Source organism: Lelliottia nimipressuralis, from assembly GCF_041464075.1.
Lineage (GTDB): Bacteria > Pseudomonadota > Gammaproteobacteria > Enterobacterales > Enterobacteriaceae > Enterobacter > Enterobacter nimipressuralis.
In genome coordinates this window covers 623,758-639,610 of sequence record NZ_CP167172.1, presented here as the reverse complement: position 1 = coordinate 639,610, position 15,853 = coordinate 623,758, and the positions used below count along the sequence as shown (strand labels likewise).

Below are 15,853 nucleotides of genomic sequence, written 5' to 3'. Positions count from 1 at the left end.
CCCTTTATTTCAAACTCATCATTATTACCAGCATTCCACTGATCAGCGCGACGCAAGACGGCAGCAGAACGAAATGACGCAACTGCTTATGCCAAATCATTCCTGATGTCACCAGCAGACCCGACACGATAATCGCTTTCCAGACGTCCAATGAGAGATCGGCAAATGTCAGCCCAGCGATGACGATCCCCGGCAGCAACACACCCCATCCACTTCCCAGCGCCTTGCTCAACATGTTTTTCTCTCTCAATGCGATAATGATAACCAATATCATATGATAGGTTTTCTCATTTGTCAGCACTGGCCGATACAATCCGGCAACCTTTACCTTTCCCGTAATGACAGGAAATGAGTAAGGTGATAAATTGCACACCTGTTAACTATTTATAATAAATTTCTGATATTTTAGTCCCTGATTATTGCGCAGTATTTCATTCACATCGGCAGCCATTAGTTTGATTTAATTCAGAATTACTAAAAACATACCGACATGACAGCACAATCCTGGCGTTCATTACGTCACAAGAAATATCAGTTATCTTTACGTTTATTTTTATTCCTGAACGCCGTGTCAGCACTTTTTACTGTGTTCAATCCCTTGTACAGCGTGCATACGCTGACCCTGCCTGTCGCGCTTATTTTCACGCTCAGCCTGTCGCTGCTGGTCTGGCACTGGAAGAATAAAACCCGGCAGATCAATATTCCGCTGATTTCATTCATCTTTGGTGGAATTTGGGCCTGGCACATCGCCTGGAAGTTTATGCTGGTCACGCAGGATCCTTATACCTTCCTGCTGCTGGCCCTGTTAAGCGTCCTGTTTATCGGCTCGCTGGCGTTTGCCAGTGATATCAAAGCGTTTACTATCCACTCGCTGCCGACATTTCTGGTCTGTCTGTGGTTTTGCCCTCCCGAGTACTGGCCACGCATCGTTTACTCCCTCGCGCTGCCGATGATTGGGATTGCAATCCATCACGTAATTCAAAGACGTAACGACCGTTTTGCTCAGGACTTGCTGTACCGACTGCTTGAGGAGCGGGAAACGCTTAACGATCTGAGCATGATGGATCCGCTGACCGGCCTGTATAACCGCCGTGGCCTGCAAAGCCGCCTGGAGAATCTGCCTACGCTTGAGCAGGGAGAGCATTTCGTTCTGCTGCTGGATATCGATCATTTCAAAGCCTATAACGACCACTACGGCCATATGATGGGCGATCAGGCGCTGATTCGGGTTTCGGCTGCAATCCGTGACGCCGTGCGCTCACGCGATATCGTCGCCCGTTTTGGCGGGGAAGAGTTTATGGTGCTGCTGACCAGCGTCACGCTCGATCAGGCGCGCCAGACCGCCGAACGTATTCGCCAGAAGGTCTACGACCTGAAGATCCCGCATATGTTTAATGAGAGCGTGGCGACCAACGTCACCATCAGTATTGGCATTGCGATTTATGAGTCAGAGGATATCGAAGCGGCGCTCGAAAAAGCGGATAAAGCGCTCTACGAAGCCAAGCACATGGGCCGCAACAACATCCTCTTAAGCCCTGAACTCCAGGCAGGATAAGCCCCACCTCCCGCTTTACCGACAAAAGGCTTGCGATCGGTTTGCTCTATAGCTAGGATTGGCAATCATTATCATTTAGATTTGTATCCTATTCTCCTATGGCTACTCGTTCCGCACAAATCGTTGATCCTGTCATCTGGCTAGCCCCTCCTGGCGCCGGGCGTTCAACGCTTGCGGATTCCGTACGGGAAACCATCGCCGAGCATCGCGCTTACCTGCTCGATTTCATCAAGCTGGATGAACCCCATCCGCACCAGGCCATGACGCTGGCGCAGTGGTGTCGCCCGGCAGAGATGCACTCTTTGCTCGCGGTCTACTCCGATCATATCTATCGAAACCAGCCTAATCTTGCGCGAGAAAATAAACCGTTACTCTCCCTGTGGGCGCAATGGTACATCGGGCTGATGGTGCCTCCGCTGATGATAGCCCTGTTAACGCAGGACGCCGCGCTGGACCTTTCCCCAGAGCATTTCTTCGTCGAGTTTCATGAAACCGGCCGCGCCGCCTGCTTCTGGATTGACGTCCATGAGGATCGGAATACGACGATGCTGTCCGCGCAGGAGCGTATGGAAACGTTAGTGAAACAGGCGCTCATTCCAGTGGTAAATGCGCTGGAAGAGACTGGCGATATCAACGGGAAGCTTATCTGGAGTAATACCGGGTATCTCATTCACTGGTATCTGACAGAGATGAAAGCGGTGCTGGGCGATGAGACCGTCGAGGCGCTGCGTCAGTCCTGTTTTTTTGCCAAACAGCTTTCAGATGGCCAGGATAATCCGTTATTCCGCACCGTGGTGCCGCGTGACGGATTACTGGTTCGTCGGACCTGCTGCCAGCGCTATCGCCTGCCGGATGTTCAGCAGTGTGGTGATTGTACGCTGAAATAATACCTATACAGGCTGCCCTCTTTCAGCGAGGGGAAAATGCAAATACAAAAACGGCAACCGGAGTTGCCGTTTTGCTTTTTGATTAAGCCACCTGCTGGCTATCCTCTTCAGCACGCTGTGCTTCTTCGGCTTCCTGCTCCAGCAACTGCTTCTCGTACACTTTAAAGAACGGGTAGTAGATGATGGCAGAGACCAGCGCCAGCAGGATGACCAGCACCGCCGCACGGAAGTCCCAGCCCAAAGCCCACGCAGCACCCACCGGGGCCGGAGCGGTCCATGGCACCACAGAAATCACACGTCCAATCAGATCCAGCTTCATGGCGGCCCATGCGAGCACCGCGTTCACCATCGGTGCCAGCAGGAATGGAATGAAGAACACAGGGTTCATCACGATTGGCGTACCGAAAATCACCGGTTCGTTAATGTTAAAGAAGCTTGGTACAACGCTTAAACGGCCAATGGAGCGCAGGTGTGCGGAACGGCTGCGCAGATAGCAGATCACCAGCCCCATCGTGGCGCCCGAGCCACCGATGACGATAAAGAAGGTCCAGAAGGCTTCCATAAAGATATGCGGCAGTGGCGCACCCTGAGCCAGCGCGGTCTGGTTCATGCCCAGGTTGGTCAGCCAGAACATCTGCAGCATGCCTGACACAATCGCAGCGCCGTGGATCCCGGCAAACCACAGCAGGTGACCAATTAACACAGCCAGCAGAATTGCAGGCAGAGAATCCGCCGCCGACACCAGCGGTTTAAAGATCGACATAATCGCCTGAGGGATCAGCATGTCGAACTGAGACTGAATAAACAGGCTCAGGGGATAAAGCGTAAGTACCACGACCAGCACCGGGATCAGCAGATCAAATGAGTTTTTGATCATCGGTGGCACCTGGTCCGGCAGACGAATGCCAATATTGTGTGCCTTCAGGAAACGCATCATTTCCACGCAGTACACGGCCACCAGAATCGCAGTAAAGATCCCGGTCCCGCCCAGGCTATCGACCGGCATCGCCCCTTTGGTTTTCGGTGCAGCAACCAGTAAAAATGCCATCAGCGACAGCATCGCGCACATGAACGGGTCGAGCTGATGCGACTTAACATAGTGCTTACCCAGGTTGTAGGCGATAGCCGCACAGATGTAGATCGACATGATTCCCATGGTCATATCGAACGGAGTCAGGATCTGCCCTTCGAACTGTTTCGCCATATCCAGCCACGCACGGGCAAAGCCCCATGTGGTGTCCGGTGAGAAAGGCGGGTAAGCAAACACCAGCAAGAAGGAGCCGACAATCATAAAGGGCATCGCGGAAATAAATCCGTCACGAATCGCCATCACGTGGCGCTGGGAGGAGATACGCCCGGCGACGGGGCTGACATAGTTTTCAACGAACCGGAAAATAAGATTAAACGCAGCATGGTTGGCAGACATAGTGAGGCTCCTGTCAGACGTTCAGTTTGGACGCAGACGCGCCACACGGTGATCCATACATCATTGTCACCACCTTGCTGGTTCGTGTACCAGCGGTACCGCTCGGACAAATTGGTTTCATATTCGACTCTTATTATTGGATACAGGGGAAGTTACATCGTCAGTATTAATCTCTCCATCACACTCTGCAACCGGTTACTGTAACCGGTTTCCGTGAATGTGAAGGCGATCCAGAAAACGAGTGAACAGAATATTTGTTACCTAAGAGATATTTACAGAGCATAATTTCTTATGACAGATTACGCAGGATATTTGTCAGGAGATAACAATGAGTTTGCAGTCCGTACGGCAATTTTTTGCTGACAATGCCCCGGATATTGATGTCATCGAGCTTAGCCAAAGCACCGCAACGGTTGCACTGGCCGCAGCCGCCCATCATGTCGAGCCGGGACAGATAGCGAAAACCTTATCACTGAAGGTTAAAAACGAGGTGATTCTGGTGGTCGCAAAAGGCGATGCACGCCTGGATAACAAAAAACTGAAAAATGCATTTGGCGCGAAAGCGCGAATGCTGTGCAGTGATGAAGTGGTGACGCTAACCGGGCATCCCGTTGGTGGAGTTTGCCCCTTTGGCCTGGAGACTCCGCTGGCCGTTTACTGCGACGTTTCCCTTAAACAATATGAGGAAGTGCTTCCTGCGGCCGGGTCAATTCACAGCGCAGTGCGTATCGCGCCTGAGCGAATGGCTGAGCTTACTTCGGCTAAATGGATTGATGTCTGCATCTGATCGCTGCGCCAGGTTCCTCTGGCGCAATGATGCACAATGAAAAGCACTACGCCGCCTTAACAGTCAGTTTCAGCTCACGTATGGGCAACTGCCCCAGAATATCTGCCGCATGCAGCAGCCCCACATCGGAACTCACCCCCAGCTTCACCATCACATTATATTTATGCGCGCGAACGGTTTTGATATTGCGTTTAAGCTGCTCCGCAATTTCGGGAATGGAAAGGCCCGCCGAAAGATGGCGCATAATCGCCCGCTCCATTGGGCTTAACATTCTGGACAAGCTTCCTTGCCAGTGGGCAAAGGCGTTGTTATTGACTCGCTCGGTTTCGCTTAACAGAATGATCAGCAGTTTTTGCAGCTCAGCCAGTGAGGCCGACTTACTGATTATTCCGTGAAGACGGGAAGGCGTCAGTTGACCGATCAATCTTGCCTCAACGTCGTCTGCCGCCAGAATAATGCGCTGTATACCACTGTGGGTTAGGGCCAGTTCTCGCAGTGACACCAGACAATTTCTTCGTTCTTCTCGCACATCTGAAAGCGAATAGATCACCGAGAAAAAAGGAGTCTGTGAAAGCGCGGCCTTGAAACTGCTAAAGTTTTTAAACAGATGAAGGCGATATTCGCTAAATGGCGCGATGGCAAAGAGATGTTCAAGCCCCACGGCACTCATCGTGCATTGGTCTATGACAGCAATATCTCTTCCTGAGGCATTTGTTTCCATTCCTTTTGCTCTCCATAGGCTGAGATTAAGTTCAGCTCTCTCATTCCCTGTGTACTATTGATCCATGCGTACATTTCTGCATTTCCGTGCAGAGATAAACGACGCATCGCACTATTTTTTTGCGCACTGACGGTTTTATTGCTTTTTTTCAGTAACGTGGCGATTTGGTTTATTCCCCAGCCTTTTCCAAGCAGACGTAATACTTTACGTTCTGAGAGGGTCAGTATTACAGGGACTTTATACTCATTATCATCAACTCGCGGCTCAGGTGATAACAGCGTCTGACTTATCCGATCAGAATACTCGCTCCCCGCGCGGATCGCGTTGATGACGCCTTCGATAGGTTCCATATCCGAAAGCAGTGTGCTTTCGGGGCGTATGAGCAACTCAACAGCGAGAGGGTAAAGAGGACGTGAGACCAGAAAAATCCAGTGGATATCCCGGTATTGACTTAATAACAGATAATAGTGTTCAAGCGCGCCGCGAGGGTTGACGTAATCACCTGAAATATCAGCAACCACGACAGATGCACGATTTAAATTCTGTAAAGTCAGATCGTCATGTGTGCGGCAAAAAGACACGTCATATTCTGGAAAATGGCTGGCCATGATGCCGCCCAGACCGGTTTGCATCACCGGGATTTTACTGATAACGATTACTGATTTTCCCTTCACTGGTGACATAGATTCTCCGAATCCTTTCTTCATCTAATTAATGATATTAAAATCACGGCTCAGACATGGGCATTATCCTGACCCTAAGTTATTAGTACAGGTTATATTAACGATAACAAATATAATCCTGACATTGTTAAATCCGAGGATAATATAATACAAAAATCAGAATAACATAATAGTCCTTGCACAAAATATTAAACGCATCAAACTAAATTAATAAATTATATATATCATCAATTAGTATTCACGAAATAAATAACAAACACCCCAGTCCGCTCTGCGCCTGCCGTTGCATCCTGTCACTGATTGCACAAATGTTGATCTGACCCAGAGCCAGACAGGCTGCCGTTTGTGCTAAAAGTAAACATTCCAGACACTCTGGCAGTTCTCATTTTCAGGGCAACCAATGCAGGCAGATCAGTCGTCACAACGCGCCGCCACGCGACTATGCATACAGTGCGGTCTTTTCTTATTACAACACGGCGCAGAGAGCGCATTGGTCGAAGAGCTGTCGACCCGCCTGGGTCTGGCGCTGGGGATGGACAGCGTAGAAAGCTCTATCTCATCTAACGCCATCGTGCTGACCACCATAAAAGAGGGCCAGTGTCTGACGTCAACGCGCAAAAACCAGGATCGCGGCATCAATATGCACGTGGTCACCGAAGTGCAGCACATCGTCATCATGGCTGAACACAAGCTTCTGGACTTGCCCGGCGTTGAAAAACGGTTCAACCAGATTAAGCCGCTGCGCTATCCGCGCTGGTTAGTGGTGCTGATGGTGGGGCTGTCCTGCGCCTGCTTCTGCAAACTGAATAACGGCGGATGGGACGGCGCGGTGGTGACCTTTTTCGCCAGCGCCATCGCCATGTACGTGCGCCAGCTCCTGACGCAGCGCCATATGCATCCGCAGATTAACTTTTGTCTCACCGCGTTTGTCGCAACAACCGTCTCCGGTCTGCTGCTGCGCCTGCCTGTGTTTGTCAGCACACCGAGCGTCGCCATGGCGGCCAGCGTCCTGCTGCTGGTACCGGGTTTTCCGCTGATCAACGCCGTCGCTGATATGTTTAAAGGGCACATCAATACGGGTCTGGCACGCTGGGCGATTGCGAGCCTGTTAACCCTCGCGACCTGCATCGGCGTGGTCATGGCCATGACACTCTGGGGGCTGCGCGGATGGGCATAATCGACTTTTTATTCGCTCTGGCACAAGACATGGCGTTGGCTGCCATTCCTGCCGTGGGCTTTGCGATGGTCTTTAACGTGCCGCAGCGCGCCCTGCCCTGGTGCGCCCTGTTAGGTGCTATCGGTCATGGTTCGCGAATGGTGATGATGACCGCCGGGTTTAACATCGAATGGTCAACGTTTATGGCCTCGATGCTGGTCGGCTGTATCGGCATTCAGTGGTCGCGCTGGTATCTGGCGCACCCGAAAGTGTTCACCGTGGCGGCGGTAATCCCGATGTTCCCCGGCATATCTGCCTACACAGCAATGATCTCGGCGGTGAAGATCAGCCACTTCGGCTACAGCGAGCCGCAAATGATCCTGCTGTTGAGCAATTTCCTCAAAGCCTCGTCCATCGTCGGCGCGCTCTCCATCGGTCTGTCGATTCCCGGTTTGTGGCTCTACAGAAAGCGCCCACGCGTTTGAATTTGTGTTCTCCCTCTGCCATGGCGATAATCCCTGCATTCTGTTTGGCGATGTAAGGAGTGGAAGTGGCTAACCCTGGCAGCGAATTCCCCGACCACCATGATGATTCCAGCCTGAAGGACAAAATTTTTCAGAGCGCGATTACCCTGTTTGCCGAATACGGTCTGAACGGCGCGCGAATGGAGCAGATTGCCGAAAAAGCCGGCACCACCAAACGCATGGTGGTTTATCACTATAAAAACAAAGAGAACCTCTATCTTCAGGCGCTGGAGTACGTTTACACCGAGATCCGCGCCAGCGAAAAACAGCTCAGCCTGTCAGGACTGCCGCCCGTTGAAGCGCTGGTCCATCTGGTGGAAGCGACCTTTGATTACCACGCCGATCACCCGGATTACATTCGCATTATCTGCATGGAGAACATGCAGCGTGGCCGCTTTATGCAGCAGTCCAGCTATCTGCGTCAGGTTAATCGCAGCGCGCTCGAACTGCTGGAAGCGATCCTGCAGCGTGGCAAAGAGAAGCAGCTGTTTAATCAGACCGTTGATGCGCGCGACCTGCACCGTTTGATCAGCAGCTTCAGTTTTCATTACGTCGCCAACAGCTATACCTTCACGCTGCTGTTTGAAGACGGCGCCGATGAGCAGGCCCAGCGCCAGCACTATCGCAAAATGGCCGTTCAGGTGGCCCTTCGCTATACCTGCCCATAAAATCGCTTGCAATTAAATCGCGCACTATCTATATTTATTTCATGAACGCGAAAACGAACGACACCACCGCTGCGCTGATGCTGGATAACCAGCTCTGTTTTGCCCTCTACTCGGCAAATCTGGCGCTCAATAAGCTGTACCGGCAACTGCTGGCACCGCTTAACCTGACCTACCCACAGTATCTGGTGATGCTGATTTTGTGGGAGCAGGATGACATTACGGTGTCAGAGATTGGCGAACGTCTGTTCCTGGATTCCGCCACCCTCACCCCGCTGCTGAAGCGTCTGGAAAGCGCTGGTCTGCTTGTCCGTCAGCGCTCGCGCCAGGACGAACGCCAGGTCGCCGTCACCTTAAGTGATAAAGGCCGCGCCCTCCAGCAGCAGGCGAAAAGTATTCCCCAGGCCGTGGGCTGTGCCGCACAATGCGATGCGGATTCCATGCTCGCTCTCAAGCAGCAGCTTGAGCAACTGCGCCAGCAGCTTCATCGCGCCTGAGGCTATAGTTAATAAGATTTTGTTTACCCATATATATCGCGCACTATTTAATAGCGCACATAACCGTAAGATGAGGAACCTGCCATGTCTTTAGAAAAAGTTGTTTATACCGCCAAAGCCAAAGCCACCGGAGGCCGTGATGGCCGTGCGACCTCTTCCGATGGCGTTCTGGATGTCAAACTGGGCGTACCGAAAGAGATGGGCGGTATGGGCGGCGAAGTCACCAACCCAGAGCAGCTGTTTGCGGCGGGCTACTCTGCCTGCTTCCTGGGCGCGATGAAATTTGTCTCTGCCCGTGACAAAATCGCGCTGCCGAAAGATGCGTTTATCGAAGGCGAAGTTGGCATTGGTCCACTGCCAACCGGTTTTGGTATCGAAGCCAAACTGAATATCCACGTGCCAGGTATGGACGAAGCCGAAGCCAAAAAGCTGGTCGACGCGGCGCATATCGTTTGCCCGTACTCTAACGCAACCCGCGGCAATATTGATGTGACGCTGAATATCATCGCCTGATAAGCCCCGTCGTATGCAGCCCCGGTGCGCGCAGTGCCACCGGGGAAATCCCCCTCCGTCCCCCCTTCTCTCTGTGCTACTATGACCCCATATCACGACGTCGTATCCCAGTAGAGAAAGTGTTATGTCATCCAGACTTCTGACCACCAGCGTCGCCGGAATCGATGCCTTTGTGCGCGATCCCCGTGGCATCTTAACCAAAGCCGATGGCGGTACTCTCGCCGTGTTTGCCGACAACGCGCCCGCGTTTTACGCCATCACGCCTGAACGCCTGGCACAGCTTTTGGATATTGAAGCGCGTCTGTCGCGCCCGGTCAGTGACGTCGCGTTAGATACGCAATTCTTTGAAGAACCGACCAGCGCGCCGGTTGCCGTCCCGATGGGCAAATTTGCGATGTACTCTGGCTGGCAGCCGGATGCGGATTTCCAGCGCCAGGCCGCCCTGTGGGGTATCGCCCTGACGCAGACCGCCACGCCGGAAGAGCTGGCGGCGTTTGTCGCGTACTGGCAGGCCGAAGGCAAAGTGTTCCACCACGTGCAGTGGCAGCAGAAGCTCGCGCGCAGTATTCAGATCAACCGCGCCAGCAACGGCGGCCAGCCTAAGCGCGATATCAACACCATTTCCGAACCCGATAATCAGATCCCACCAGGATTCAGAGGATGATATGAAAAACGTCGGCGACCTGATGAAACGTCTGCAAAAAATGATGCCTGCCAACGTGAAGCCGGCCTTCACCTCGGGTGAAGAGTTGCTGGCCTGGCAAAAAGAGCAGGGAAAGATGCGCTCCGAAGCCCTGACGCGGGAAAACCGCGCCATGAAAATGCAGCGTACCTTCAACCGCTCCGGCATTCGTCCCCTGCATCAGAATTGTTCCTTCGATAACTATCGCGTGGAAAACGACGGTCAGATGATGGCCCTCGCAAAAGCACGCCAGTATGTCGAAGAGTTCGACGGCAGCATCGCCAGCTTTATCTTCAGCGGCAAACCGGGCACCGGCAAAAACCACCTTGCGGCGGCCATCTGTAATGAGCTGTTGCTGCGCGGAAAATCGGTTCTGATCATTACCGTCGCAGACATCATGTCGGCGATGAAAGACACCTTCAGCAACCGTGAAACCACGGAAGAGCAGCTGCTGAACGATCTGAGCAACGTCGATCTGCTGGTCATTGACGAAATCGGCGTCCAGACTGAATCCCGCTACGAAAAAGTGATCATCAATCAGATCGTTGACCGTCGCTCCTCGTCGAAGCGCCCGACCGGCATGCTCACCAACCATAAAGCGGAAGAGATGACCAAGCTGCTGGGTGAGCGCGTCATGGACCGCATGCGTCTTGGCAACAGCTTATGGGTGAACTTCACCTGGGATAGCTACCGCGATCGCGTTACCGGCAAAGAGTATTAGGATATTTCCAGGAATGGCGCGCCTTTCACAGGTATATACTGAAGCCACTTCCAGCCCGATCAGGGCCTTTTAGAGTGCATTTTATGAAAAAAAATCTTCTTCTCGGCACAGCATTTAGCGTCGTTCTGCTCACCGGCGCCGCCCACGCGGCCTCCTGGCAGGAGTCACTCTCCAGCGCAGCGAACGAGTTGAGCAAAAGCAGCGGTAGCACACAGAGCGGCGGCCTGTCTGCTTCGTCCCTCACCAGCCTGCTGGGCGGCAGCAATCAGAGTCTGAGCGCTGGCACCATGAACAACGCGGCCGGTATTCTGGGCTACTGCGCCAAGCAGAAGCTGGCGTCAGTCACTGACACGCAGAACATCAAAAACCAGGTATTAGATAAACTTGGGCTGGATACGCAAGAGCAGAAGCAGGACACCAACTATATGGATGGGATCCAGGGTCTGCTGAATGCCAAAGACGGCCAACAGCTGAACCTGAGCACCCTCGGTGACTCCGCGCTGGCGAAACAGGTGAAGACCAAAGCCTGCGATCTGGTGCTGAAACAAGGCGTTAATTTCCTCTCCTGATCCATCCCATTTTCTGCCACAACACGCCGCGATTGTTCCGTTACTCTGACAACGCGGCGCCAGACTCGTATTTTGCTCATTCTTTTACGTCTCAGCCCGCGTATAACGCGATGCGACGGCGATCAAAATTTCCACTTTCTAAACCAAATCCTAACAACAGCACATTTTAGTGACACTAGAATTGCAGCTATGTGACTTCGCCATTAAATTGTATCAACCAAAAAATAATCAGTTAGCCAGCTAAACGACTGGCGCTATTGAGGATAAGCTGTTGTCAGAGTTTATTTCCCTTGCCCTGTTCCTGGCTTCCGTTGGCATCTATGCCTGGAAGGCCGGCCGCAACACCTGGTGGTTTATTGCCACATTACTGGTGTTGGGTATTTTTATTGTTTTAAACATTACCCTGTACGCCAGCGATTACTTTACCGGTGACGGCATTAACGACGCCGTGCTGTACACACTCACCAACAGTCTGACAGGCGCAGGAGTTAGTAAGTACATACTTCCTGGCGCAGGGCTGGTTCTGGCGCTGGTGGCGGTGTTTGGTACCCTCGGCTGGGTGCTGCGACGCCGCCGCCATCTTCCGCATCATATGGGTTATAGCCTGCTGGCCCTGGTGCTGGCGCTCGGTTCCGTCGATGCCAGCCCGGCCTTCCATCAGATTACGGAGCTGGTGAAATCCCAGTCCCGCGACGGCGATCCCGATTTCACGGCGTATTACAAAGAGCCGTCAAAAACCATCGCGCATCCGAAACTGAATCTGGTCTATATCTACGGCGAGAGCCTTGAGCGTACCTATTTCGATAACGACGCCTTCCCGAACCTGACCCCAGATCTCGGCCCGCTGAAAGACGAAGGGCTGGACTTCAGCCACACGGCGCAGTTGCCGGGTACCGATTACACCATCGCCGGGATGGTCGCCTCTCAGTGCGGTATTCCGCTGTTCGCGCCGTTCGAGGGTAACGCCTCCGCGTCGATGTCGAGCTTCTTCCCGCAGAATATTTGCCTCGGCGATATCCTCAAAAACTCCGGCTACGAAAACTACTTCATGCAGGGGGCCAACCTGCGCTTCGCCGGGAAAGACGTATTCCTGAAATCCCACGGTTTCGATCACCTTTACGGTGCTGAAGAGTTAAAAACCACCGTCGCCGACCCGTCTTATCGCAATGACTGGGGCTTCTACGACGACACGGTGCTGGACGAAACCTGGAAGAAATTCGAGGAGCTGTCCAAATCCGGCAAACGCTTCTCGCTGTTTGCCTTAACCGTGGATACACACCACCCGGACGGCTTTATCTCGCGTACCTGCGAGCGCAAAAAATACGCGATTAACGGCAAGGACAATCAGTCGTTCAGCGCCGTGACCTGCAGCCAGGAACACATCGCCGCGTTTATCAATAAAATCAAAACCTCGCCGTATTTCAAAAACACGGTGATCGTGGTCTCTTCCGACCATTTGGCGATGAAAAACACCGCGTGGGATGAGCTGAACAAGCAGGATCGAAGCAACCTGTTCTTTGTGATGCGCGGCGACCAGCCTCAGCAGGAGGTCATTGCCACAAAGCGTAACACCATGGATAACGGCGCAACGGTGCTGGATATTCTGGGCGGAGATAACTTCATCGGGCTGGGGCGCAGCACGCTCTCCGGCCAGTCGCTCTCTGAAGTCTTCCTCAATATGAAAGAGAAGATTCTGGCGTGGAAACCGGACGTGATCCGCCTGTGGAATTTCCCGAAAGAGATGAAAGATTTCACCATCGACCAGCAGAAAAACATGATTGCCTTCTCGGGCAGCCATTTCCGCCTGCCGCTGCTGCTGCGCGTCTCAGATAATCGCGTCGAACCGCTGCCGGAGAGCGAATACTCCGCGCCGCTGCGCTTCCAGCTGGCCGACTTCGCCCCGCGCGATAACTTCGTCTGGATCGATCGCTGCTACAAAATGGGCCAGCTGTGGTCCCAGCCGCTGTCGATTTCAACGGACTGGTGCGTGTCGCAAGGCCAGCTCGGCGGCGAACAAATCGTGCAGCGCGTCGATAAAGATCAGTGGAAAGGCAAAACCGCGTTCAAGGATACGGTGATTAATACCGACCGCTATCAGCGCAACGTGGATATGCTGAAAGTGGTCGATAACGATATTCGCTATAAAGCCGACAGCTTCGTGTTTAACGTGGCGGGAGCGCCGGAAGAGGTGAAGCAGTTTAGCGGTATTTCGCGCCCGGAATCCTGGGGACGCTGGTCCAACGCGCAGCTCGGCGATGAGGTGAAAATCGAATACGCCCAGCCGCTGCCAGAGAAATTTGATCTGGTGATCACCGCGAAAGCCTTCGGCCCGAATGCCAACAAACCGATCCCGGTGCGTATCGGCGACAAAGAGCAGACGATGACCCTCGGCAACGAAGTGAGTACCACTACGCTGCATTTTGAGAACCCGTCGCGCAGCAATACGGTCGTGATCGTTCCGCCCGATCCGCAATCAACGAACGAGGGCAATATTCTCGGGCATTCGCCGCGCAAACTGGGGATTGGGATGGTCGAAATGAAAGTGGTACAGAACGCCGGTTAACGGCACATCTGCGTGTATGTCGGGTAAGCACAGCGCCACCCGACAACATCACAAATGCCTAAAGCGCCCCGCCTGAACAGGGCGCTTTTTTTTACATCAGAAGGTTTCCCAGTTTTCACTGGACGCGGTCGTCGCGGCAGCGGCTTTACGCCCCTTCGCCGAGATTACTGGCGTTTTCAGACCGGCGTTATCACGTGATTTCTGCTGCTCTTGCTGAATGCGGAAGACCGCCACAGCCTGCGTCAGACGGCTCGCCTGCTCTTCCAGCGCGGCGGCTGCCGCTGCGGACTCTTCCACCAGTGAGGCGTTCTGCTGCGTCACACGGTCCATCTCCGCCACAGCCAGGCCGACCTGGTCGATACCGCGGCTCTGCTCATCAGACGCAGAGGCGATTTCGCCCATAATGTCGGTCACGCGGGTCACCGCATTCACGATTTCGCCCATCGTTTCACCGGCGCTTTCCACCAGAGTAGAACCCAGCTCAACGCGGCCCACGGAGTCTTCGATCAGGCTCTTGATTTCGCGTGCCGCCTGGGCGCTACGCTGTGCCAGGTTACGCACTTCACCTGCCACCACCGCAAATCCACGGCCCTGCTCACCTGCACGCGCAGCTTCGACGGCGGCGTTCAGCGCCAGGATGTTGGTCTGGAAGGCAATACCGTCGATCACGCTGATGATGTCAGCGATTTTCTGCGAACTGCCGGCGATGTCACGCATGGTTTGCACCACGTTATCCACCACTTTCCCGCCTTTCTGCGCGGTCTCGGACGCACTCAGCGCCAGATTGCTCGCCTGACGGGCGTTTTCGGCGTTCTGCTTCACGGTAGCAGTCAGCTGTTCCATGCTGGCAGCGGTCTCTTCGAGAGACGCGGCCTGCTGCTCGGTACGAGAAGAGAGGTCGTTGTTGCCGACAGAGATTTCGCTCGCGCCGCTGTAAATCGCGTTCGCGCCGTTACGCACGTCGCCCACGGTGCTCACCAGCTCGCTCTGCATATGACGCAGGGTATCGGCCAGCTGTCCCATCTCGTTGGTGCCTTCGACGTCAATGCGCTTCACCAGATCGCCACTGGCGATATGACGGATGCTGTCGATCAGACGATTCAAAGGCGAGATCAAGGATTGCTTGATGCCCAGCCAGACGCCAACGATCACCACCAGTACCGCGATCAGCACGCTGATCAGCACCCAGATCGCCTGAGTGTAAGAGCTGTTGCTGTCATCCACGGCGGTCTGATACAGATGATCGTTCTGCTGCAGATAGTTCACATACTGCTTCTCAAAACCATCCTGATAGCTCTGGGTCGGCTGATCGAAGAAGTCATTGATCTTGCCTGCGCCCAGCAGCTGAATCAGCTCGGCCAGCGCACCGTGATAGATATCATAGTTACGCTTGATCTCCATGGCGGCAGCGTCGCTCTGACGCGGATCGCGCGGCAGTGCTTCGTAGTCGGCCCAGTTTTTCTCCGCCTGCTTCAGGGAAGCGGACGCAATCTGCATCAGCTCTGCAACGGTCGCGCCGCTGCCGATATTGCTCTGATCCATCATGTAGCGAATACCCGCGCGGTTCAGGGTATTACGGGTTTGCAGCAACGCGACCCAGCTGCCGTTCAGCGTGGATTGTTGCTGGCGAATAGTTTGTAGGACAGTGAAGTTTTCTTTGTCATGCTTCAGGGCATTAAAGAAAAGACCACCGGATGTCAGTTGTAACAGGCCAAAAATAGCCAAAACCAGCAACAAGCTGGTGACAATCTTGATACGATTTAACATGTTTTCTCTTTCCATCAGACAGATAACAGAATTTTCGGCCTGGTTAGGGAAAACTTTACGAAAATCGTGTTGATGATTTGAACATTTACGGATGATTTCGCAAAAAACTATTAATGTTTATCCTAAATCGCGCCGTT

General features: G+C 53.4%; 17 protein-coding genes. 12 read left to right on the top strand and 5 right to left on the bottom strand.

What is annotated here, in order from left to right; translation table 11 throughout:
* Positions 1-4: 4 nt before the first annotated feature.
* Positions 5-274, bottom strand: a complete 270-nt coding sequence (locus ACB496_RS03010) for a DUF1435 domain-containing protein (protein ID WP_100780767.1) — start codon at positions 272-274, stop codon at positions 5-7.
* Positions 275-490: 216 nt separating this feature from the next.
* Between ACB496_RS03010 and ACB496_RS03005 the strand changes: the two genes are divergently transcribed.
* Both ACB496_RS03005 and fhuF read left to right on the top strand, forming a co-directional pair.
* Positions 491-1,555, top strand: coding sequence for a GGDEF domain-containing protein (locus ACB496_RS03005; protein ID WP_102104538.1), 1,065 nt, complete (start codon positions 491-493; stop codon positions 1,553-1,555).
* Between the two features lie 98 nt (positions 1,556-1,653).
* Entirely contained in the window at positions 1,654-2,442 is a 789-nt protein-coding gene (gene fhuF, locus ACB496_RS03000; RefSeq protein WP_371974309.1) for a siderophore-iron reductase FhuF, read from the top strand.
* Between the two features lie 82 nt (positions 2,443-2,524).
* Here fhuF and ACB496_RS02995 read toward each other — a convergent pair whose 3' ends face one another.
* Complete coding sequence (locus ACB496_RS02995) at positions 2,525-3,868, bottom strand: PTS sugar transporter subunit IIC (RefSeq protein WP_100777747.1); 1,344 nt, start codon at positions 3,866-3,868, stop codon at positions 2,525-2,527.
* A gap of 328 nt (positions 3,869-4,196) precedes the next feature.
* Between ACB496_RS02995 and ACB496_RS02990 the strand changes: the two genes are divergently transcribed.
* On the top strand, positions 4,197-4,655 hold the full coding sequence (locus ACB496_RS02990) for a YbaK/EbsC family protein (RefSeq protein WP_100777748.1): 459 nt from the start codon (positions 4,197-4,199) through the stop codon (positions 4,653-4,655).
* A 46-nt stretch (positions 4,656-4,701) separates the two neighbouring features.
* On the opposite strand, the gene bglJ is transcribed toward ACB496_RS02990, so the two are convergent.
* Positions 4,702-5,325 (bottom strand): DNA-binding transcriptional activator BglJ, encoded by a 624-nt coding sequence (gene bglJ / locus ACB496_RS02985; RefSeq protein WP_102104536.1) that lies wholly within the window; start codon positions 5,323-5,325, stop codon positions 4,702-4,704.
* An 11-nt stretch (positions 5,326-5,336) separates the two neighbouring features.
* The gene (locus ACB496_RS02980) at positions 5,337-6,059 is read right to left on the bottom strand and encodes a response regulator transcription factor (RefSeq protein WP_100777750.1); all 723 of its coding nucleotides are present in this window, start codon (positions 6,057-6,059) and stop codon (positions 5,337-5,339) included.
* A 400-nt stretch (positions 6,060-6,459) separates the two neighbouring features.
* Between ACB496_RS02980 and ACB496_RS02975 the strand changes: the two genes are divergently transcribed.
* The 9 genes from ACB496_RS02975 (at position 6,460) to opgB (ending at position 13,949) form a co-directional block, all read left to right on the top strand.
* On the top strand, positions 6,460-7,236 hold the full coding sequence (locus ACB496_RS02975; protein ID WP_100777751.1) for a threonine/serine exporter ThrE family protein: 777 nt from the start codon (positions 6,460-6,462) through the stop codon (positions 7,234-7,236).
* On the top strand, positions 7,227-7,700 hold the full coding sequence (locus tag ACB496_RS02970; protein ID WP_100777752.1) for a threonine/serine exporter: 474 nt from the start codon (positions 7,227-7,229) through the stop codon (positions 7,698-7,700). Before ACB496_RS02975 ends, ACB496_RS02970 begins: the two co-directional genes overlap by 10 nt.
* 65 nt (positions 7,701-7,765) lie before the next feature.
* Positions 7,766-8,407, top strand: coding sequence for a TetR family transcriptional regulator (locus ACB496_RS02965; RefSeq protein ID WP_107702312.1), 642 nt, complete (start codon positions 7,766-7,768; stop codon positions 8,405-8,407).
* Between the two features lie 41 nt (positions 8,408-8,448).
* Entirely contained in the window at positions 8,449-8,901 is a 453-nt protein-coding gene (locus tag ACB496_RS02960) for a MarR family transcriptional regulator (protein ID WP_312069877.1), read from the top strand.
* Between the two features lie 84 nt (positions 8,902-8,985).
* Positions 8,986-9,414 carry an organic hydroperoxide resistance protein gene (locus tag ACB496_RS02955; protein ID WP_100777755.1) on the top strand — a complete coding sequence of 143 codons (429 nt, stop codon included), beginning with the start codon at positions 8,986-8,988 and terminating at the stop codon, positions 9,412-9,414.
* A 124-nt stretch (positions 9,415-9,538) separates the two neighbouring features.
* Positions 9,539-10,078, top strand: a complete 540-nt coding sequence (dnaT, locus tag ACB496_RS02950; RefSeq protein ID WP_100777756.1) for a primosomal protein DnaT — start codon at positions 9,539-9,541, stop codon at positions 10,076-10,078.
* A gap of 1 nt (position 10,079) precedes the next feature.
* Positions 10,080-10,817 carry a DNA replication protein DnaC gene (gene dnaC / locus ACB496_RS02945; RefSeq protein ID WP_100777757.1) on the top strand — a complete coding sequence of 246 codons (738 nt, stop codon included), beginning with the start codon at positions 10,080-10,082 and terminating at the stop codon, positions 10,815-10,817.
* Between the two features lie 83 nt (positions 10,818-10,900).
* On the top strand, positions 10,901-11,386 hold the full coding sequence (locus ACB496_RS02940) for a DUF2501 domain-containing protein (protein ID WP_371974308.1): 486 nt from the start codon (positions 10,901-10,903) through the stop codon (positions 11,384-11,386).
* 271 nt (positions 11,387-11,657) lie between these two features.
* Positions 11,658-13,949, top strand: a complete 2,292-nt coding sequence (opgB, locus tag ACB496_RS02935; protein ID WP_371974307.1) for a phosphatidylglycerol--membrane-oligosaccharide glycerophosphotransferase — start codon at positions 11,658-11,660, stop codon at positions 13,947-13,949.
* Positions 13,950-14,045: 96 nt separating this feature from the next.
* On the opposite strand, the gene tsr is transcribed toward opgB, so the two are convergent.
* Positions 14,046-15,716: a methyl-accepting chemotaxis protein gene (tsr, locus tag ACB496_RS02930; RefSeq protein WP_102104533.1), complete on the bottom strand. Its 1,671-nt coding sequence runs from the start codon at positions 15,714-15,716 to the stop codon at positions 14,046-14,048.
* Positions 15,717-15,853: the final 137 nt, after the last annotated feature.